Source organism: Mesorhizobium sp. B2-5-4, assembly GCF_006441095.1.
GTDB lineage: Bacteria > Pseudomonadota > Alphaproteobacteria > Rhizobiales > Rhizobiaceae > Mesorhizobium > Mesorhizobium salmacidum.
Window position 1 is genome coordinate 25,433 of sequence record NZ_VFUR01000006.1, and the last position, 18,702, is coordinate 44,134.

The window sequence follows — 18,702 nt, forward strand, 5'->3', positions numbered from 1 at the left end:
CGTGAAAACAGGTTAGAGCAGTTCAGTGGTTCTATCAAACAATGACCGCCCTACTGGGCGAAGGCGTTGGCAAGTCTACTGGAATTGTCGCTGAACAACCAAGTGATCGCGTTGAAGACCTGACTGATGCCGCCGACGATCGTCAGCGACAGCACGGCAATGATCAGACCATATTCGATGGCCGTGGCCCCGTTTTCGTCCTTCAGAAAGCGTAGCAGCACTGTTTTCATCACGTTCATCCCTCTTGCCGCAACCCTACCGCCGACCTGTTAAGAAAGGTTAACGGCACAGGCTTAACAGGCGATGAAATCGCCGCCTTTCGGAAATGTCTTAACCTTGTCAGCAGTCGCCACTGCTTTTGCCATCGGAGCGGATAATGCAGACCCCGCCGGGCTCGGCCTGCAGCACGCTGCGGCGCACTGTATAGGTGCTGCGATGGCTGATCGAACCCGTAGCCGTCATGTCGAGGCCGGGGAAATCTTCGCGGGCCGATTGCGAGCGCGTCTGACTGTCGAGGAAGGGGGTCGCGATCAGCGCCAGCGCCACCGCGGCCGATCCGAACAGCAACGTGATCCGCAGGACGCCCATGCCGGCATCGGCGGCACGAAAACCGCGGTCGGGCCGGATCGTATCCCAATCCCTGTCCAGGCTCATTCTATCGCTCCCCAGCGCATGGCGGCGGCCGTACCAGAACGGCCATCCATCAATTTTTCATGATGAGATAAATCTTCCATTAATGCTGGCTGACATGGACCGTGGTCCAATCAGCTCTCAGAGGAGATCGATCAGGAACGGGATCAATGGCGCGTCGGCCGGCGGCATCGGATAGTCGCGCATCTGTTTCGGCCGCACCCATTTCAGCGCCTGGCCTTCCCTCGGCTGGGCGATGCCGCGGAAGCGGCGGCAGACAAACAGCGGCATCAGCAGATGGAAGTCGTCATAGGAGTGGCTGGCGAAGGTCAGCGGCGCCAGGCATGGGATCTCGGTTTCGATGCCGATCTCCTCATGCAGTTCACGGATGAGGCATTGTTCCGGCGTCTCTCCGGCTTCGACCTTGCCGCCGGGAAACTCCCAGAGGCCGGCAAGTTGCTTGCCTTGCGGCCGCTGTGCCAGCAGCACGCGACCGTCGGCATCGACCAGCGCGCAAGCGGCGACCAGGAGCATGCGCTTGCCGCTGGATATCACATCATTCATGTCCGGGCGGCCGGCGGTAATGATAGCGATAGACTTCCTCGAAGCCGAGCGCGCGGTAGAGCGCCAGCGCCGGCGTGTTACCCGCCTCGACCTGCAGCCAGGCTTCCCGCGCGCCGCGCAGCCTCGCCCATTTCAGCGCCGACAGGATCAGGTTGCGGCCGTGGCCCTTGTTGCGCGCCGCCTTGTCGGTGGCGACCTCGAACAGGCCGGCTAGATCGCCGTCATGCACGCAGATCAGCGTCGCCAGCGGCTCCGCCCCATCCTCGAGCGCAAACAGCCCGGCCTCGGGCTGGATAGCGCCGATGATCTCCGACAGGCCCGGCCGCAGCGATACGTCAGAGCCGCTGACCTTGAGCAATGCGCCGATGAAGCGGCTAATGTCCTTGAGCGGTATCTGGTCCATGGCCGCGTCGAGATGCGCGTCGGCCAACGGCAGCCGCATGACGAGCGATTCGTCGAACCGGCTCCAGCCCTCCTTGTCGAGATGGCTGGCAAGATCGGGCCCGGAGAGTGGCGACATGCGGAACGTCAACGGCCGGCCATAGGCATCGAAACGGCGGCTCGCCCGACCGATGCGGTCGGCGATGTGCTGGATGTCGCCGGGATCGAGCGGATTGACCGAGTTCAGCCGCTTGGCCGGATGGCCGGCGGTCAGGCGCACCACCCATGTGCCGTCATAATGGACGGCGGCCGCGGGCCAGGCGCGAAAGCCGGCCGCCTCGTAGCGGCGCACTGTCGCGAGCATGCTTGCAGGATGACGCGAAGCCAAGGCGATCAGCTCCGGTAGTCGCCGTTGATGGCGACATATTCCTTGGTGAGATCGCAGGTCCAAACCGTCGCCTTGCCACGGCCGATGCCGATATCGGCGCGGATGCGGATGTCGTCGCGTTTCATGTAGGCCGAGGTCGCTTCTTCCGAATAGCCGGGGTCGCGCTCGCCCTCATGCGCCAGCCGGTTGTCGCCGAACCAGATCGACAACCGGTCGCGATCCGCGGGCTCGCCGGCCTTGCCGACGGCCATGACGACGCGGCCCCAATTGGCGTCCTCGCCGGCGACCGCCGTCTTCACCAGCGGCGAATTGGCGATCGACAGCGCGATGCGCTTGGCTGAGCGGGCCGATTTGGCCCCGGTGACGGTGACCTCGACCTGCTTGCGGGCGCCCTCGCCGTCGCGCACCACCTGCAGCGCCAGCGACTTCAGCACCTTGCCGAGCGCCCGGCGGAACTGGCCAAGGCGGGCATCTCTGGGATCGGTGATTTCAGGCGCGCCGCGCTTTGCCGCCTTGCCGGTGGCGAACAACAGCAGCGTGTCGCTGGTCGAGGTGTCGCTGTCGACGGTCACCGCGTTGAACGTCTTGGCCGTGCCGCGCGACAACAGGTCCTGCAGGACCGGTGCCGCGATCGGCGCGTCGGTGGCGATGAAGGACAGCATCGTCGCCATGTCGGGCGCGATCATACCGGCGCCCTTCGAAATGCCGTTGATGGTGACATCGGCGTCGCCGAGCTTGACCGTCTGCGTCGCCACCTTCGGATAGGTATCGGTGGTCATGATGGCCCTTGCCGCCTCGGTCCACAGGTCCGGCTTGCCGTCGCTGACCAGCCCGGCGAGCAGATGGCTGAACTTGGTTGTGTCGAGCGGCTCGCCGATGACACCGGTCGAGGCGAGGAAAACCTCAGCTGCCGTGCAGCCGGCCGCCTTGGCCGCAGCTTCGCCCGTCATCGCGGTCGATTCGCGGCCTTTCTTGCCGGTGAAGGCGTTGGCGTTGCCCGAATTGACGACCAGCACCCGGGCCTTGCCGGTGCCAAGGTTCTGCCGGCAGAAATCGACCGGCGCCGAGGGACATTTCGACTTGGTGAACACGCCGGCGACCGCGGTACCGGCGTCGAACACCATGGCCAGGAGATCCGTACGGTTCTTGTACTTTATTCCCGCTTCGGCGGTGGCGATGCGCACCCCTTCGATTTCCGGCATTTTGGGGTATTTCTTTGGCGCGAGCGGCGAAATCGTCGTGGACATGGGACCTCGGGGGGGAAAATCGCAAGGGGAAGGCCGGTTTGCCCGATACGGCGCGCCGGTGCAAGCGCCGTTTTCGTCGCTCCCGCCAGGGCAAACACGTTCAGGATTAAGCTTGCGTTTCAAATCTGTTGGCGTCGCCAGGGTCCATGGCACTATGATCCTCCCTATGGGCAGGCTTGCGATCCTCGCTTGGGCATTTCTGGGACTTTTGCTGCTACGCGCCGACGCCGAGCCGGCACGGCGCGTGGCGCTCGTCGTCGGCAACGGCACCTATGCCGAGGCCGGCACGCTGGCCAATCCCGTCAACGACGCGCTAGACATCGCCGACAAGCTGCGTTCCATCGAGGTCATCGAAGGCAACGATCTCGGCAAGCGCGCGCTTGAACGCAGCATTGGCGAGTTCTCAGATGCGCTCGAAGGTGCCGGCGTCGGGCTTTTCTATTATGCCGGCCACGGCCTGATGTGAGACACCGCTTGATGACCGCGGCGCCCCTGCGTCACAAAACGGGTCGTTTCGTTTCATCGCCGGATCGCTTATCATTGCCAGAGAATTGAAACGAGGACGACAGGAATGGCCGAGGAGGCTGATACGGCGCGCAAATCGATCGGTGCGCGGCGCAATCCCGACAGTGCGGATGCCATACTGGAGGCCGCCGAGGCAGTCCTTGTCGAGGCCGGTTATGCCGGTTTCTCGATCGAAGCGGTGGCGCGGCGCGCACGCGCCGGCAAGCCGACCATCTACCGCTGGTGGCCAAGCAAGGCGGCACTGCTGCTCGAGGTCTATCAGCGCCAGAAGCGCGTCGACGTTCCCGATACCGGAGGACTGGAGGAGGATCTCGTCGGCTTTTTGATGAACCTGTTCTCGCACTGGCGCGAGACATCGTCGGGCAGCGTGTTCAGGTCCCTGATCGCCGAGGCGCAGTCGGATGAAACCGCCGCCGAAGCCCTTGCCGATTATGCTGGCGGACGCCGGGCCCACACCCGCCAGATCATCGAACGCGCCAACGCAAGGGGCGAGATCGCCAGCGACATCGATCCGGCCGTGGTCGCCGATCTCGTGGCTTCCTACGCCTGGCGGCATCTCCTGACCAACCGGCTCGGCGAACCCGAAGCGACGATCCGCAAGGTGGTTCGATATCTCCTGCAAGGCATAGCAGCGGCCGGCAGGTAGGCACCGCTGGCAAGTGCCAACGAAAAAGGGCGCGGCGCCTTTCGGCTGCCGCGCCCTTTTTCGAGCTGTTCGGGCTTACTTGGCGCTTTCCAGCGTATCGACGGCCTTCTTCAGCTTGGCGTCGGGGATCTCGACCTTGGCACCAGCGCGCAGCGACTTGACCATCGCGAAATACTTGTCCCTGATGACAGCCTGCTTGGCCTGGTCCTTGACCTCGTCGAAGGCCGGCGGCTGCTTGGCGCGCTTGTCCTCGAGCTTGATGACGTGCCAGCCGAACTGGGACTGGACCGGCTGCTCGGTGTACTTGCCGACATCGAGCGCGAACGCCGCCTTGTCGAACTCCGGCACCATCTGGCCAGGTCCGAACCAGCCGAGGTCGCCGCCATTGGATTTGCCCGAGGGATCGCTGGTGTGTTCGTTGGCGAGCTTCTGGAAGTCGGCGCCGCCGTCGAGCTGCTTGATGATCGCCTCGGCCTCTTCCTTCGTCTTCACGAGGATGTGACGGGCATGCACCTCGTTGACCGGCGGCGTGTTGGCGATTTCCTGGTCGTAGCGGGCGCGAACCTCGGCGTCGGTGACCTTGTCGACGACGCCCTTCTCGACCATTTCGCCATGCAGCGCGCGCTGCTGCAGGAAGGCCATGCGGCGCTGGAAGTCGGGATCCTTGTCGAGGCCTGTGGTGACCGCCTGGGCGGCCATGACGCGGATTTCGATGGCCGCCGAAAGTGCCGCGGCGCGGCGCTGCTCGGGTGGCAACTGCGCGAACTGCTGCGACAGTTCGCCCTCGGCAAGCACCAGATCGGCTTCGGTCAAGGGCTGGCCATTGACGGTGGCGATCACGGTATTCGGGTCGACCGGCGCCGCGGCCGGTGTGGCCGCATCCGCCGGGGCAGCCGGTGCGGGAGCGGCCTCCTGCGCCATCGATGGCGACAGGCAAAGAGCCGACAGGCCGAGGGCAAGGCCAAGGCTGGCAAGCGACGCACGGCTGAACAACAAGGACATAAGCATGACTCCGGTGAAGGATTGTAAGGAGGGCGGCTTCCAGATCAGCCAGATTGTGGCGGAATTTGGCGCGACCGGCAGGGCCAGCGCGGCGTTGACATCAGTTGAGCCCCCTCTTATCTGTCCATCGACTTGGCGTCCAGAACCGTTTTCCGGGCGCTTTTTGTGTTTGCCCGCATTCAGGCGGTGCGTTCACGTGGATGTGATGGGGCCGGCCGGCGCCTGTCTCAAGATTGAGAATTCTATCGAAAGGACCATTGGATGGTCAGTCTCGGCGGTCTCGCCCGTAAGGTTTTCGGTTCCTCCAACGACCGTCGGGTCAAATCGACCCGCCCCCGCGTCGAGGCGATCAACGCCATGGAAAACGAGATGCGGGCACTCTCCGATGCCGAGCTTGCCGGCCGCACGGAAAAGTTCCGCCAGGACATCGCCAACGGCGCCAGCCTTGACGACCTGTTGGTCCCTGCCTTCGCGACCGCCCGCGAGGCGGCGCGCCGCGTGCTCGGCATGCGCCCCTTCGACGTCCAGCTGGTTGGCGGCATGGTGCTGCACAATGGCGGCATCGCCGAGATGCGCACCGGCGAGGGGAAGACCCTGGTCGCGACGCTGCCGGTCTATCTCAACGCGCTTGCCGGAAATGGCGTCCATGTCGTCACTGTCAACGACTATCTCGCCACCCGCGACTCCGAATGGATGGGCCGCGTCTACAAATTCCTCGGCCTTTCGGTCGGCGTCATCGTCCACGGCCTGTCGGACGAGGAGCGCCGCGTCGCCTACGCCTCCGACGTCACTTACGCCACCAACAACGAGCTCGGCTTCGACTATCTGCGCGACAACATGAAGTATGAGCGCGCCCAGATGGTGCAGCGCGGTCACAACTACGCGATCGTCGACGAGGTCGATTCCATCCTGGTCGACGAAGCACGCACGCCGCTGATCATTTCCGGTCCGCTCGAGGACCGTTCGGAAATGTACAACACCATCGACACCTTCATCATCCAGCTGCAGCCGCAGGATTATGAAATCGACGAGAAGCAGAAGACCTCGATCTTCACCGAGGAAGGCACCGAGAAGCTGGAGAACATGCTGCGCGATGCCGATCTGCTCAAGGGCGAGTCGCTCTACGACGTCGAGAACGTCGCCATCGTCCATCACGTCAACAACGCGCTGAAGGCGCACCGGCTGTTCCAGCGCGACAAGGACTACATCGTGCGCAACGGCGAGATCGTCATCATCGACGAGTTCACCGGCCGCATGATGCCGGGCCGCCGCTATTCGGAAGGCCTGCACCAGGCGCTCGAAGCCAAGGAGCATGTGGCGATCCAGCCGGAGAACCAGACGCTCGCCTCCGTCACCTTCCAGAACTATTTCCGCCTCTACAAGAAGCTTTCCGGCATGACCGGCACAGCGCTGACCGAGGCCGAGGAATTCGGCAACATCTACGGTCTCGAAGTCACCGAGATCCCGACCAACCTGCCCGTTATCCGCAAGGACGAGGACGACGAGGTCTACCGGACGGTCGAAGAGAAGTACAAGGCGATCGTCAGGGAGATCCGCGAAGCCAGCGCCAAGGGCCAGCCGACGCTGGTGGGTACGACGTCGATCGAAAAGTCCGAGCAGTTGGCCGAGCGCCTGCGCAAGGAAGGCTTCACGGATTTCGAGGTGCTGAACGCCCGCCACCACGAGCGCGAGGCGGCGATCGTCGCCCAGGCCGGCAAGCCCGGCGCCATCACCATCGCCACCAACATGGCCGGCCGCGGTACTGATATCAAGCTTGGCGGCAATGCCGAGATGCGCATCGCCGACGAGCTGGGCGACATGCCGGAGGGTCCCGAGCGCGAGGCGCGTGAAAAGGAGATTTATGCCGACGTCGAGCGCCTGAAGGAAAAGGCGCTGGCCGCCGGCGGCCTTTACGTGCTCGCCACCGAGCGCCACGAGTCGCGCCGCATCGACAATCAGCTCAGAGGTCGTTCGGGCCGCCAGGGCGACCCCGGCCGCTCGAAATTCTTCCTGTCGCTGCAGGATGACCTGATGCGCATCTTCGGCTCCGAGCGCATGGACGGCATGCTGCAGAAGCTCGGCCTCAAGGAAGATGAGGCGATCATCCACCCGTGGATCAACAAGGCGCTGGAAAAGGCGCAGAAGAAGGTCGAGGCGCGCAACTTCGACATCCGCAAGAACCTGTTGAAATATGACGACGTCTCCAATGACCAGCGCAAGGTGGTGTTCGAACAGCGCATCGAGCTGATGGACGGCGAGGGCCTCTCGGAAACCATCGCCGAGATGCGCGAAGGCGTCATCGACGAGATCGTCGCCAAGGCGATACCCGAAAACGCTTACGCCGAGCAGTGGGACGTCGCGGGCCTGAAGGCCGAGGTCGCCGAATTCCTCAATCTCGACTTGCCGGTCGAGGACTGGGTGAAGGAAGAAGGCATCGCCGAGGACGACATCCGCGAGCGCATCTCTGCCGCCGCCGCCGACGCCGCCAAGGAGCGCGCCGACCGTTTCGGCCCCGAGGTGATGACCTATGTCGAGCGCTCGGTGGTGCTGCAGACGCTCGACCATCTGTGGCGCGAGCACATCGTCAATCTCGACCATCTGCGTTCGGTGGTCGGCTTCCGCGGCTACGCCCAGCGCGATCCGCTGCAGGAATACAAGAGCGAGGCGTTCGAGCTGTTCCAGGCGATGCTCGGCAATCTGCGCCAGGCCGTCACCGCGCAGCTGATGCGCGTCGAACTGGTCCACCAAGCCGCCGAAGCCCCACCGCCCGAAGCGCCCGACATGTTCGGCACGCATATCGACGGCACCACCGGCGAGAACGATTTCGATGGTGGTGAGACCGCCCTCCTCGTCCGTCCGGAGCAGAATGTCATCGTCGCTCCCGAAGATCGCGACCCGAACAACCAGGCCACCTGGGGCAAGGTCGGCCGCAACGAAGCCTGCCCCTGCGGCTCCGGCAAGAAATACAAGCACTGCCACGGCGCGTTCGCGTAAAAACGGCACTGCTTCCCTTCTCCCCGTCTCTATACGGGGAGAAGGTGGCCCGCAGGGCCGGATGAGGGGCGGCGGCGAGGCTTGCGATTTTGTCTGATGTCTCCACCGTGGAGGTGACTTCGCAACCGCGGCTCGCCTGTAGGAGGATTCCTCCAACCTTCCCGACGTAAATCTCCGAAGCCGGCGCCGCCCCTCATCCGCCTGCCGGCACCTTCTCCCCATATAGTGACGAGTAGAAGGATGCTCCCCACCCACGCTTTCTTAAGGTGTCTTCGCTACACCAAAGCCTGAAAAGAGGCGGAAAACGGAGAGAAATCGGGGTGCGCTTTTCCGCGGCCACGACTGTCGGGCGGTTCTTGCCGCAGCGTTTGGCGCTGGGGCCGCTGCTTGACCGCATCGACGCCGTGCTGTTCACCGCCGACGAGCGCGTCGCGGCGCGCGCGCCGTCGGTCCTTGCGAAAGCCTGCCCGCCATGAGCGGCAATCAGAATGTCTGCGCCGCCGTCCATGCCATGACACTGGCCTTCAACGTCGCGCTCAACGTGGTGCTGATCCCGTTTTTCGGCCTGCGGGGCGCGGCCCTGGCCACCGCCTTCGCCATGATCTTCGAGGCCGGCGCGCTGTCCTTCACGGTCTGGCGCAGGCTCGGCATCGTCATGGCGATCTTCGTGCCAGCCGAAGGAGCCGCCTGATGGCCGCCGTCCCCTTGCTCGAGGAAACCAGCGGCGGTTCCGCCGGCGCCATGGTGTCCGGCCTTGCCGGACTGGCGCGCGACGCCGATCCGGCCCATATCGAGATCCTCGCCAACAACCGGCCCGAGCGCAAACTCGCCATCTACCCGGCATCGGCCGGCTTCGACCTGGTCGAGGAACTGGACTATCTCTGCGCCCGCACGATCGAGCCGAACGTCTTCTTCAACCCGCGCTTTCTGGCGCCGGCCATGCCCCGGCTGGAAGACCGCGAGGTACGCCTTGCAGTGATCCGCGACGGTGACGAATACCGCAACCGGCTGCGCCTGCTGGTGCCGATCTCGGTGGAGCGGCCGATGGTGCCGCTGGGCGTGCCGGTCATGCGCACATGGTCGAGCCCGTTCGGTCCGCTCGGCACCCCGCTGATCGACCGCGACGATCCGGTCGGCGTGGTCGAGGATTTCTTCTCGATGCTGTCGCGCCCGCATTTGAAGTTGCCGAAAGTCCTGGTCCTGCCCGACATCAGGCTGGACGGTCCGGTGGCGAGCCTGATCGGCACCGTGGCCGAGACGCGCGGGCTGATGCTGGTCACCACGGGTCAGACCTCACGCCCGGTGCTGGAGAGCGAACTCGACGGCGACGACTATCTGAAGGCTTCGCTGCGCGCGCACCATTATCGCGAGTTTCGCCGCCTGAAGCGGCGCCTGGGCGATCTCGGCAAGCTCGAACATGTCGTGGCACGCGGCCCCGAGGAAATCCGCCACGCAATCGAGCACTTCCTGACGCTGGAAGCGTCCGGCTGGAAAGGCCGCGAGCGCACCGCCATGGCGATCGACCGCTTCCGCGCCGCCTTCGCCCGCGAGGCTGTGCATCGGCTCGCCGAACAGGACATGTGCCGCATTCATTCGCTGACGCTCGACGGCCGCACCATCGCTTGCCTGATCGTCTTCGTCGAAGCTGGCGTCGCCTACACCTGGAAGACAGCCTATGACGAGACGCTGGCCGTCTATTCGCCCGGCACGCTGCTGATGATCGAGGTCACCAGGCAGCATCTCGAAGATCCCAACATCATGATGACCGATTCCTGCGCGGTGCCCGATCACCCGGTGATGAGCCGGTTATGGAGCGAGCGCAAGCCGGTCGGCACGCTGGTGATCGGGTTGACGCGCGACGCCGACCGTCTCGCCCGCCAGGCCGCCTCCCAGTTGCACCTGTACCGCGAGACCCGCAACATGGCGCGACTGCTGCGCAACCGGATGAAGAGTTTGCTGAAAAGGCGGTAAGGGGTCCGTCGAGACGAGCCTGGCCGCGGTCAATCAGCCTGTCGCGCAGCCGGCGTATCGCGTTCAATGGAGGTCGCGGTTTTTTGACGACAGCATTAATTCAGCTTGCCAAGAGTTGTGTCCAGCGACCACTCTCGAAGTGAAAACAGATTCCGCCATTGAGTCGCCGATGACGAAACAAGATTCCGTCCCGATGAACGACCTCAAGCGACTGTATCAACGATACCAGGTCGAAATTGAACGTGAAGTAACAAGCACATTGCGCTCCGGATGGTGGCTCAATGGCGCGATGGGCAACAAATTTGCCGCCAACTTTGCAGGCTTCATCGGCGTCTCGGATTGCGTTCTTGTGGCCAACGGAACGGACGCTCTCGAACTGGCCTTGGCCGCGGTTGTCGCACGCAATGGCGCTCGGGGACGCGAAGTCATCATGGCTGCCAATGCCGGCGGCTACGCAAGTTGCGCCTGCTGGCACAACGACCTTGTGCCCCACTATGTCGACGTCGAGGCAGCCAGTCAGTTGATCAGCGTTTCATCGGTGCTGGCCGCGGCCGGCATCGATACCGCTGCCATCGTGGTCACGCATCTTTATGGTGGCGTCGTCGATGTCGGTGCCATCAAGAGCGCGCTCGCCGAGACCGGGCTCTCACATATTCCTATCGTGGAGGATTGTGCGCAGGCACATGGCGCACGTATCGGCGGGCGCGTGGCGGGTTCGCTCGCGGACGTGTCGACTTTCAGCTTCTACCCGACCAAGAATCTCGGCGCGGCGGGTGACGGAGGCGCCATTCTGACGTCGGAGCCGGCGATCGCCGAACATGTACGGCGGCTGCAGCAATATGGCTGGATTTCAAAATACCATGTCGGCGTACCCTATGGCCGGAATTCCCGCATGGATGAGGTCCAGGCGGCCGTTCTTGATGTCTTTCTGCGTGATCTGGGCGATAGAAACGAACGGCGCCGTGCTATTCTGGGCCGCTACAAGTCGGCCGCCGGGCGGCGGCTGCAGTTCGTGGAAGGCGGTGATGGCGCGGTCGCGCACCTTGCCGTCGCCCTATGCGACGAGCGCGATGCGTTCAGGATTTTCATGAAGGAGCGTGGCGTCGATACCGATATCCACTACCCCGTCCTTGACTGCGATCAGGTTGGCTGGGCAGGACTGCCGATGAAAGGAACCGAAAATCTGGTGGTCTCAAGGGCCAGCGTAAACCGTCTCTGCACCGTGCCATGCTATCCCGACATGACGAATGACGAGGTCGGCCAAGTCTGTCTGGCGCTCGCCCAATGGGAGGCAATGTGACGACACGCTCGATCGTTTTTCCGATCTACCGCAATCAGGCGAATGTCCCCTCCCTGATGCAGGCGGTCGCCAATTTTCATGCCAGATATGTGGGCGATATCGAATTCGTCTTCGTCATCGATGGGTCGCCGGATGAATCGGGGCCCCTGCTTCTCAATGCGCTGAAGACCTCCGGCTTCGACTACAAGATCATCTTTCACAGCCGGAATTTCGGCTCCTTCACCGCCATTCGAACCGGTCTCGAGCATGCTTCTGGCGATCATGTCGCCGCCATGGCCGCCGACCTCCAGGAGCCGCCGGAACTGATCGTGGAGTTCTTCTCGATCCTGGATAAGGATGGCGCAGACGTCGTATTTGGACGCAGGACCGGCCGCAATGATCCGCCGATCACACGGTTTTTGTCGAAAGCGTTCTGGGCGGCCTACCGCAGGCTCGTCCTGCCCAGTATGCCAAGCGGCGGGGTCGATATTTTTGCCTGCAACCGCCAGGTGCTGGAAGCGATCCTGTCCATCGAGGAGCCCAACTCCTCGCTTGTCGTGCAATTGTTCTGGGTTGGCTTCAGGCGGGAATTCGTGCCCTATCGCCGGCGCGAACGAGAGCACGGAACGAGTGCCTGGAGCATGGCCCGTCGGTTCAGATACATGATGGACAGCATCTTTTCGTTCTCCGACTTCCCGATAATTCTGACCCTTTGGGTGGGCTTTGCGGGCTGCCTGCTCAGCCTGATGTTTGCGGCCGTTACCGTCGCGGCGCGGTTGCTCGGCAACATTGACGCGGCGGGCTACACAACGCTGGTGCTGCTGATCGTGGGCTTCGGATCGGCCAGTCTGATGGTCCAGGGCATTCTCGGCTGCTATCTCTGGCGGGCGGTTGAAAACACCAAGTCACGGCCCCTCCGGGTGATCAGCCGCGTCGTCGAGGGGACATCGAAATGACCGGCAAGGCATTTTTTGTTCATGAGCAGGGCATCTGCGAAAGTCCGCATATCGGCCAGGGAACACGCATCTGGGCGTTTGCCCACGTTCTGCCGGGCGCCGCTATCGGTGCGGGCTGCAACATTTGTGATCATGTTTTCATCGAGAACGACGTGGTGATCGGTGATGACGTGACTATAAAAAGTGGCGTTCAATTGTGGGACGGCCTCCGCCTTGGGAACCGCGTGTTCGTTGGTCCAAACGCGACATTCACCAACGATCGTTTCCCGCGCTCGAAAGAGTATCCCGAGGCATTTCTTCTGACGACGGTGGAGGACGGGGCATCAATAGGCGCTAATGCGACCATCCTGCCAGGCATAGTCATCGGACGTCAGGCGATGATCGGCGCCGGCGCGGTGGTGACCAAAAACGTTCCCCCCAATGCCGTGGTGGTCGGAAATCCAGCCATCATCATCGGCTACCAGACCGGTCCGCAAATCCAGCCGACAGTGACGCAGACATTCCCCGATACGCCCGGCGAAAGAATGCCGCTTGGCATCGGCGGCGGCGAACTCTGGCGGCTGCCGCATTTTGGCGACCTGCGCGGCGAGATCGCACCGCTGGAGTTCGGTTCGAACCTGCCCTTCAAACCGGCACGCTCCTTTCTGGTCTACGGCGTGCCTTCCGACAAGGTCAGGGGCGAGCACGCGCATCGCGAATGCCATCAATTCCTTATCGCCGCCCACGGCCGGCTTTCGGTTGTCCTCGACAACGGCCATGACAGAAAAGAGGTTTCACTGGCCGAACCGTCGATCGGGCTCTACATGCCGCCAGGCATCTGGGGAATCCAGTACAAATTCCAGCCAGACACGGTCCTGCTGGTCATGGCTTCGCATCACTATGACGCCAGTGACTACATCAGGGATTATACGGATTTCCTCAGCGTAGTCAGACAGGACGGCCGCTGACCGAATGCGCGCAGACGCTGTCCGCTTCCTCGTCGCCGGTGGTCTCAACACAGCTTTGACCAGCCTCATCTATTTTGCCGGCCTCGTTGTCCTGCCTTCAGGTATTTCCTATACCATTGCCTGGCTGGCCGGTCTGTTGTTCGTCATGATGTTCTATCCCGAGCGTGTCTTTCCCGGAGGACGCACCGGTTTTGCCGATCGCCTGGCGATGGGGGGCTCGATCATTGTCGTCTTCCTGATCGGATTGGCGAGTCTTCACTTTCTGCGAAGCATCCAGCAGAAGACCGCGATCGCGTTCTTCCTGACCCTTGCCGTCACGACGATCCTCAACTTCCTGATTTCCCGATGGATACTTCGCCGACCATGCAGATAGGCAAACGCGCGACCAAGCCGGCGATCAACCTGTTCGCCATCTTTATTGATATGTATTTTTCGGAACTGACTTCCTTTCGCTGACCGGATTGGCGGGGGCGCGGGATGCCGCAACGGACCTGCCAAGTGCGACCTGGACGGGTTGGTCAAAACGCTGATCTTGCATCGCTGCCCACCTCCCGAAGCGCTCAATGCGACACCCGTAGCTGAATATAGGCGAGCTATTCCGGAACATTTTTGCAGAGCTGGATGTTGGATGTCATGACGGGGCGTGCTCGCCCTGCTTTCGACAGACCATCGAGGAGAGAACCATGGATTGGAACCGCATCGAAGGAAACTGGAAGCAATTCAAGGGCAAGGTGAAGGAACAGTGGGGCGATCTCACCGACGACGATCTTGACCAGATAGCCGGGAGGCGCGACCAGCTGGAGGGCAAGATTCAGGAACGCTACGGCATCGCGAAGGATCGCGTTCGCCAGGAGGTCGACGACTGGTATCGCCGCCAGAGTTGGTAGTTCGTTCAAACGTCCATTTCGTTGAGAGGCGCCGGCATGGGCCGGCGTCCTTTCGCCGTCCTGGACAGATGGATGCGGTGTCCTCAGCTTTGCCTTGCTGATCGAGAATTGGCTGACGCTGGCAAAACTCCGGCGACGCCTCCCGCTTTGAAAGCCTTCCGCGCGCAATGCTTCCTGAACTTCAAACGGCGTGTTGGTCGCGATGGTCAAAACAAACGGCCATGGTCCGACCAGTTGCGAATTTGACCACGGCCTCCACCAGGGCGTCATCGCTGCACGGCCAGTCCGGCGCCAGGCGTCGAACCTCCGCGATCACTTCCCGGGTGGAGACTATCGCAAATGCCTCCCACCCCGATAGCGTCATAGAAACAAGCTCTTCGCTTGTCAGGCGGGGTAATATCCGATGCCGCGTCATGTTCACCGCGTTTCCTCCCAACGATGAACGTTAAAGGTAGAGCCTAGCGCGAAGCCCTGAGGTCAGCGAGCTAAAATGTGGTCTGACCAAAATGGCTCACGCCCACGGTCTTGGGGTTGGATTTGTTGACTTCAAAGCGATCAAATGGTGCCCCTAGCCGGGGTATTTCCACCAAATCGAACTCGGTGGAAAAGCGCTGAAAAGTCTAATCGAGACAGCCTCTTAGGCTCTGCCGCCCTCACGAGATGATGAATAACTCATGTACCTCGACGACTACCCGATCTTGTACGATACCGGCATCGCTGAACCCCTTGTGCTGCAAGGGTTTGCGTCCAACGTCGCCGCAACCATTGTCTCCCCGAAATCACGAACTCAGCGTAGGCTGGGGATTTCCCCACTTAAAAGTCGTCGGCGGTAGTCGGCAACCGCTTCAGGATTTCCTTCTCGACGCCCGTAAGCTCCGACCGCGTTGGCCACGTAGGCGTCATTCGGGTTTGCCTCCAGCCATGCCAGAGCGGCGACCCGGTAGGGGTTGACCTCTCGCGCCCCGTAGGACGGTTTGTAGGGGCTCCCGTGGCGGGCGTAGTGATCCGCATGGGAGCGGCAGAAGCGCGTGTCTAAGCCGTCTCCTGTGCGCGCACCGGCCGGCCTGCTACACCCGACCACTCGGCACCGGGTGAACATCGCGCTGGGCTCCTGAGCGCGTTCCTTGACCTCGTCCTTGCGGCGTCGTCTCGCAGTCCAATTCGTCGTCACGTCTTCTCCAACATCGCCACCCCGCTCTAACGCGAAGGCGGGCGTCTATCAGGAAGAGCGCGCAGGCTCAAACAACAAATGATGGCCATCACAGCTGGAGGAAGCATCAACAGGCTCGGACCCTGGCTCTTACAGGATTTTGATCGCCAGATTGTTCAGCCGAGAGTTCTCACGGTAGGTCAAACGCACCACAACGGCTCCCACGATGCCAGTGATGGCACCGCCGAGCACGTCAGTGAGGTAGTGGGTGCCGATGAAAATTCTGGACCAGCAAACCAGACATGCCAAAACGCCAAGAGCAAGCGTTCGGCGCGGCAGGGCTTGCATCGCGAACGCCGCAACGATGGCCACGGTCGCGGTCGCGTGATCTGAGGGGAAGGACCAGTCCGCGCTAGGCGCGATCAACAAATGCGTCACGCCGGCATCATAGGGCCGTATCCGATGCACGAACAACAGGATGAACTGGTTGATCGCCAGACCGAGCAAGAACGCCAGACCCGCTGACAGGGCCGCGTGTCGAACGTGGTAGCGGTCGGCCTTGACCCACCATTGCAGGACCACGGCCATCACCATGAACGGAACGCCGATCTGGGAGACCCCGATCATTACCATGTCAAGCACGGGGTGAAGCCCGGCCGCCCCGTTGATCCAGTGAGTAAGAGTTGCATCCATTCGGTCTTGCTTCCGTTATTGAGGATCGCGAGGTGAATTTATGAGGGCAGTCGACGAACGACGCATCCATCAGATTTTTGAAGTCAGCGTCTGGCTCAAGGGCGCTCACGCCGTGATCGAGTGTCTCGGTGGTGTCCTGCTCTATTTCGTCACCACAGGCGCGATTGCGTCGTGGGTCAATGCCTTCACCCAAGACGAGTTGATCGAAGACCCGCACGATTTCATAGCGGGCCATCTGTCGCAGATGGCGAGCCATTTCTCGGTCGCCAGCAAGGAGTTCTACGCCTTCTACCTGCTCAGCCACGGCCTAATCAAGCTGCTCTTGGTCATCGGCCTACTGCGAGGCAAGCTGTGGTCGTATCCCGCTTCGCTCGTGGCGCTTGGAGCGTTTATGGTTTATCAAGTCTATCGCTGGTCCTACACGCACTCTGCCGGCCTCTTGGTTTTGACCGTCTTCGATGCCGTGGTGATGGTGCTGATCTGGCACGAATGGCGCGTGATGCGGCGGCACAGCCCAGCACAGTCACCGAGCTAACGACTTCGCCTTTGCTCAATCCACCTGATGGCAGACCAGCACAGAATTGCCCAGGCGGAACCGACACACCAGCCCGCGAGAACATCGGTGGGGTAGTGTACGCCGAGATACACGCGGCTCAATCCGACCATGACCGTCAAGAACAAGGCGAGCGAGACAAAGTAGGCTTTGGCACGGTGATCGGGGCTGGCTTTGGCGAGCAGGGCTCCGAGCGTGAGGAACGTGACCGCCGAAAGCATAGCGTGTCCGCTTGGAAAGCTCGCAGTGAAGACCCTTGCAGAATGAATAACCTCTGGCCTTGGCCGGTCGAACGCGATCTTGAGTAAGGTGCTGATTACCTCCCCGCCGACCACGGCTAGGGCTACCAACGCCGCGTACCATCGTTCCCGTGTGATCAGCAGATACCCCACTGCAGCTACCGACACGAAGGCCAGGAACGCGAAGCTGCCGAGGGAGGTGACATCACGTCCCATTTCTTCCAGCCAAGGGGGGCCAATCGGATTGCTCGGATCACCGGCGCTGCGGAACGCCAGAAGCACTGTCCGATCAAAACCCTTTGTGTCGCCCTCAATGACCTCCTCCGCGAGAAGGCCGAAGCCCAGGATGAGGCCGCCTGCCACAAACAAGGAGAGGATCAGCCACATGCCGTCGCTTTGGAAGCCCCGCAGAACACCGGTGGATGAGGAAGGAGCCTTGATGTCCATGCAACTCGGCCTGTTAGGAGGGCCACACTCGGCAGCCGACACACGTCAATTCTCGTTCATTCATCTGGTTCCATGGGGCATCCTCGTCGCCTGCGTGCTGGCTTCCATACCGTGTTCGCCCCTGACCGTTAGCGCCCGGAGAACGGCAAACCCTTGAACCTGTTTGATTTATTGACTTCCAAGCGCCCAAATGGTGCCCCTAGCCGGGATCGAACCAGCACTCCTTGCGGAACTCGATTTTGAGTCGAGCGCGTCTACCAATTCCGCCATAGGGGCTCAGGCCGGGCGGCCTGGATGGGCGCGGACTATACGGTCGGAGGCCTGTTCGTCAACTGGCCAATTCTCGGTATCGCATTGGATGCGACCAATCTTCGCCTTTCGATTTCGCGGCGGTGCTGCCATTGTGCAGCGCGGAAAATCTTTCTAGACAGGCGGCGCACCGAAGCGCGCCGTGTCTGGAGACATGCTGCGGCGCGCTTTGCGTCCTTGTTTTCATCCATGCCCTTGTCCCAGGGCGGCCGTGCGGTTTTGGGTCACTTGCGCTAGGAGAGCCGATGCTTCGCGGACTGTACGACTGGACCCTGTCGCTGGCGGCCCGCAAATCGGCCGAATGGTGGCTGGCCTTCATCGCTTTCGTCGAAAGCTCGGTATTCCTGGTGCCGGCCGACGTGCTCTATCTGCCGATGGCATTGTCGCGGCCGGATCGCGCCTATCGCTATGCCTTCATCGCCACCGTCGCCTCGGTGCTGGGCGGCATTGCCGGCTGGTTCATCGGCCACTACGCCTATGACGCGGTGGCGCGGCCCATCCTCGAATTCTACGGCAAGTATGACGAGTTCGAGCAGTTGCGCTCCTCTGCCGGCGTGAGCATCGAATTCATCGCCCTGATGCTGGTCACTTCGGGTGCCGCGCATCTGCCGCCCATCAAGGTCGTGACGATCCTGTCCGGCGCCCTTGGCGTCAATCTGGCGCTGTTCATCGTGCTGGCCATCATCGCGCGCGGCGGCCGCTTCGTGCTCCTGGCGTGGCTTTTGCGCCGCTATGGCGAGCCAATCCGCGAATTCATCGAAAAACGCCTGGGCCTGATCGCCGGCGCCGCCGCGGTTGCCCTGATTTTGCTCTATATCCTGATCAAATACGCTCTCTGACGTTTGTCGCTCAAACCGCGCAACGGTTTTGAGTGCGTGGCAAGCAGATCTGGCA

The 18,702-nt window shown here is 62.1% G+C and carries 19 protein-coding genes, 1 tRNA gene and 1 pseudogene; 12 read left to right on the forward strand and 9 right to left on the reverse strand.

Going from position 1 to position 18,702, the window contains the following annotated elements; translation table 11 throughout:
* Positions 1-50 precede the first annotated feature (50 nt).
* The 5 genes from FJ492_RS09070 to argJ all read right to left on the reverse strand — a co-directional run bounded on the left by FJ492_RS09070 (position 51) and on the right by argJ (position 3,210).
* Entirely contained in the window at positions 51-230 is a 180-nt protein-coding gene (locus FJ492_RS09070) for a Flp family type IVb pilin (protein WP_140503203.1), read from the reverse strand.
* 109 nt (positions 231-339) lie between these two features.
* A complete protein-coding gene (locus tag FJ492_RS09075) occupies positions 340-654 on the reverse strand; it encodes a hypothetical protein (protein WP_027143435.1) in 315 nt (104 codons plus the stop codon).
* A gap of 117 nt (positions 655-771) precedes the next feature.
* Entirely contained in the window at positions 772-1,194 is a 423-nt protein-coding gene (locus FJ492_RS09080; RefSeq protein WP_140503205.1) for a (deoxy)nucleoside triphosphate pyrophosphohydrolase, read from the reverse strand.
* Positions 1,187-1,939: a GNAT family N-acetyltransferase gene (locus tag FJ492_RS09085; RefSeq protein ID WP_140712349.1), complete on the reverse strand. Its 753-nt coding sequence runs from the start codon at positions 1,937-1,939 to the stop codon at positions 1,187-1,189. Before FJ492_RS09085 ends, FJ492_RS09080 begins: the two co-directional genes overlap by 8 nt.
* 29 nt (positions 1,940-1,968) lie before the next feature.
* Positions 1,969-3,210: a bifunctional glutamate N-acetyltransferase/amino-acid acetyltransferase ArgJ gene (gene argJ, locus FJ492_RS09090; RefSeq protein ID WP_140503207.1), complete on the reverse strand. Its 1,242-nt coding sequence runs from the start codon at positions 3,208-3,210 to the stop codon at positions 1,969-1,971.
* A 112-nt stretch (positions 3,211-3,322) separates the two neighbouring features.
* On the opposite strand from argJ, the gene FJ492_RS09095 reads away from it, so the two are divergent.
* Both FJ492_RS09095 and FJ492_RS09100 read left to right on the forward strand, forming a co-directional pair.
* On the forward strand, positions 3,323-3,676 hold the full coding sequence (locus FJ492_RS09095; protein ID WP_246675952.1) for a caspase family protein: 354 nt from the start codon (positions 3,323-3,325) through the stop codon (positions 3,674-3,676).
* A gap of 105 nt (positions 3,677-3,781) precedes the next feature.
* Positions 3,782-4,381 (forward strand): TetR/AcrR family transcriptional regulator, encoded by a 600-nt coding sequence (locus FJ492_RS09100; RefSeq protein ID WP_140769602.1) that lies wholly within the window; start codon positions 3,782-3,784, stop codon positions 4,379-4,381.
* Between the two features lie 75 nt (positions 4,382-4,456).
* Here FJ492_RS09100 and FJ492_RS09105 read toward each other — a convergent pair whose 3' ends face one another.
* Positions 4,457-5,383 (reverse strand): peptidylprolyl isomerase, encoded by a 927-nt coding sequence (locus tag FJ492_RS09105; RefSeq protein ID WP_140769604.1) that lies wholly within the window; start codon positions 5,381-5,383, stop codon positions 4,457-4,459.
* 261 nt (positions 5,384-5,644) lie between these two features.
* Here FJ492_RS09105 and secA point away from each other — a divergent pair, with 261 nt between their 5' ends.
* From secA to FJ492_RS09145, 8 genes and pseudogenes are all read left to right on the forward strand, one after another.
* Positions 5,645-8,377 carry a preprotein translocase subunit SecA gene (gene secA, locus FJ492_RS09110; RefSeq protein ID WP_140769606.1) on the forward strand — a complete coding sequence of 911 codons (2,733 nt, stop codon included), beginning with the start codon at positions 5,645-5,647 and terminating at the stop codon, positions 8,375-8,377.
* Positions 8,378-8,805: 428 nt separating this feature from the next.
* A pseudogene (locus FJ492_RS09115) lies at positions 8,806-9,068 on the forward strand (polysaccharide biosynthesis C-terminal domain-containing protein); the annotation flags it as partial.
* Complete coding sequence (locus FJ492_RS09120) at positions 9,068-10,348, forward strand: GNAT family N-acetyltransferase (RefSeq protein WP_140769608.1); 1,281 nt, start codon at positions 9,068-9,070, stop codon at positions 10,346-10,348. The pseudogene FJ492_RS09115 and the gene FJ492_RS09120, both read left to right, overlap by 1 nt.
* 193 nt (positions 10,349-10,541) lie before the next feature.
* Positions 10,542-11,648, forward strand: coding sequence for a DegT/DnrJ/EryC1/StrS family aminotransferase (locus tag FJ492_RS09125; protein ID WP_181166617.1), 1,107 nt, complete (start codon positions 10,542-10,544; stop codon positions 11,646-11,648).
* A complete protein-coding gene (locus tag FJ492_RS09130) occupies positions 11,645-12,583 on the forward strand; it encodes a glycosyltransferase family 2 protein (protein ID WP_210241529.1) in 939 nt (312 codons plus the stop codon). The genes FJ492_RS09125 and FJ492_RS09130 overlap by 4 nt, the downstream gene beginning before the upstream one ends.
* Complete coding sequence (locus tag FJ492_RS09135; RefSeq protein ID WP_140503221.1) at positions 12,580-13,530, forward strand: WxcM-like domain-containing protein; 951 nt, start codon at positions 12,580-12,582, stop codon at positions 13,528-13,530. Before FJ492_RS09130 ends, FJ492_RS09135 begins: the two co-directional genes overlap by 4 nt.
* A gap of 4 nt (positions 13,531-13,534) precedes the next feature.
* On the forward strand, positions 13,535-13,903 hold the full coding sequence (locus FJ492_RS09140; RefSeq protein ID WP_140503223.1) for a hypothetical protein: 369 nt from the start codon (positions 13,535-13,537) through the stop codon (positions 13,901-13,903).
* Between the two features lie 310 nt (positions 13,904-14,213).
* Positions 14,214-14,417, forward strand: coding sequence for a CsbD family protein (locus tag FJ492_RS09145; protein WP_027143449.1), 204 nt, complete (start codon positions 14,214-14,216; stop codon positions 14,415-14,417).
* Positions 14,418-15,717: 1,300 nt separating this feature from the next.
* Here FJ492_RS09145 and FJ492_RS09155 read toward each other — a convergent pair.
* Entirely contained in the window at positions 15,718-16,260 is a 543-nt protein-coding gene (locus tag FJ492_RS09155) for a phosphatase PAP2 family protein (RefSeq protein ID WP_140712226.1), read from the reverse strand.
* 40 nt (positions 16,261-16,300) lie between these two features.
* Here FJ492_RS09155 and FJ492_RS09160 point away from each other — a divergent pair, with 40 nt between their 5' ends.
* Positions 16,301-16,795, forward strand: a complete 495-nt coding sequence (locus tag FJ492_RS09160; protein ID WP_140503227.1) for a DUF2127 domain-containing protein — start codon at positions 16,301-16,303, stop codon at positions 16,793-16,795.
* Here the strand turns inward: FJ492_RS09160 and FJ492_RS09165 are convergent.
* Together FJ492_RS09165 and FJ492_RS09170 are read right to left on the reverse strand one after the other, a co-directional pair.
* On the reverse strand, positions 16,792-17,499 hold the full coding sequence (locus tag FJ492_RS09165) for a phosphatase PAP2 family protein (protein ID WP_181166618.1): 708 nt from the start codon (positions 17,497-17,499) through the stop codon (positions 16,792-16,794). The genes FJ492_RS09160 and FJ492_RS09165 overlap by 4 nt on opposite strands.
* 191 nt (positions 17,500-17,690) lie before the next feature.
* A tRNA-Leu gene (locus tag FJ492_RS09170) sits at positions 17,691-17,775 on the reverse strand.
* A 278-nt stretch (positions 17,776-18,053) separates the two neighbouring features.
* Between FJ492_RS09170 and FJ492_RS09175 the strand changes: the two genes are divergently transcribed.
* Positions 18,054-18,647 (forward strand): YqaA family protein, encoded by a 594-nt coding sequence (locus FJ492_RS09175; protein WP_027143451.1) that lies wholly within the window; start codon positions 18,054-18,056, stop codon positions 18,645-18,647.
* Positions 18,648-18,702: the final 55 nt, after the last annotated feature.

Excerpts from the sequence above, each read along its gene's own strand:
- FJ492_RS09070 (WP_140503203.1), bottom strand. The coding sequence starts at position 230 with ATGAAAACAGTGCTGCTACGCTTTCTGAAGGACGAAAACGGGGCCACG.
- FJ492_RS09075 (WP_027143435.1), bottom strand. The coding sequence starts at position 654 with ATGAGCCTGGACAGGGATTGGGATACGATCCGGCCCGACCGCGGTTTT.
- FJ492_RS09080 (WP_140503205.1), bottom strand. The coding sequence starts at position 1,194 with ATGAATGATGTGATATCCAGCGGCAAGCGCATGCTCCTGGTCGCCGCT.
- FJ492_RS09085 (WP_140712349.1), bottom strand. The coding sequence starts at position 1,939 with ATGCTCGCGACAGTGCGCCGCTACGAGGCGGCCGGCTTTCGCGCCTGG.
- argJ (WP_140503207.1), bottom strand. The coding sequence starts at position 3,210 with ATGTCCACGACGATTTCGCCGCTCGCGCCAAAGAAATACCCCAAAATG.
- FJ492_RS09100 (WP_140769602.1), top strand. The coding sequence starts at position 3,782 with ATGGCCGAGGAGGCTGATACGGCGCGCAAATCGATCGGTGCGCGGCGC.
- FJ492_RS09105 (WP_140769604.1), bottom strand. The coding sequence starts at position 5,383 with ATGTCCTTGTTGTTCAGCCGTGCGTCGCTTGCCAGCCTTGGCCTTGCC.
- secA (WP_140769606.1), top strand. The coding sequence starts at position 5,645 with ATGGTCAGTCTCGGCGGTCTCGCCCGTAAGGTTTTCGGTTCCTCCAAC.
- FJ492_RS09120 (WP_140769608.1), top strand. The coding sequence starts at position 9,068 with ATGGCCGCCGTCCCCTTGCTCGAGGAAACCAGCGGCGGTTCCGCCGGC.
- FJ492_RS09125 (WP_181166617.1), top strand. The coding sequence starts at position 10,542 with ATGAACGACCTCAAGCGACTGTATCAACGATACCAGGTCGAAATTGAA.
- FJ492_RS09135 (WP_140503221.1), top strand. The coding sequence starts at position 12,580 with ATGACCGGCAAGGCATTTTTTGTTCATGAGCAGGGCATCTGCGAAAGT.
- FJ492_RS09140 (WP_140503223.1), top strand. The coding sequence starts at position 13,535 with ATGCGCGCAGACGCTGTCCGCTTCCTCGTCGCCGGTGGTCTCAACACA.
- FJ492_RS09145 (WP_027143449.1), top strand. The coding sequence starts at position 14,214 with ATGGATTGGAACCGCATCGAAGGAAACTGGAAGCAATTCAAGGGCAAG.
- FJ492_RS09155 (WP_140712226.1), bottom strand. The coding sequence starts at position 16,260 with ATGGATGCAACTCTTACTCACTGGATCAACGGGGCGGCCGGGCTTCAC.
- FJ492_RS09160 (WP_140503227.1), top strand. The coding sequence starts at position 16,301 with ATGAGGGCAGTCGACGAACGACGCATCCATCAGATTTTTGAAGTCAGC.
- FJ492_RS09165 (WP_181166618.1), bottom strand. The coding sequence starts at position 17,499 with ATGGACATCAAGGCTCCTTCCTCATCCACCGGTGTTCTGCGGGGCTTC.
- FJ492_RS09175 (WP_027143451.1), top strand. The coding sequence starts at position 18,054 with ATGCTTCGCGGACTGTACGACTGGACCCTGTCGCTGGCGGCCCGCAAA.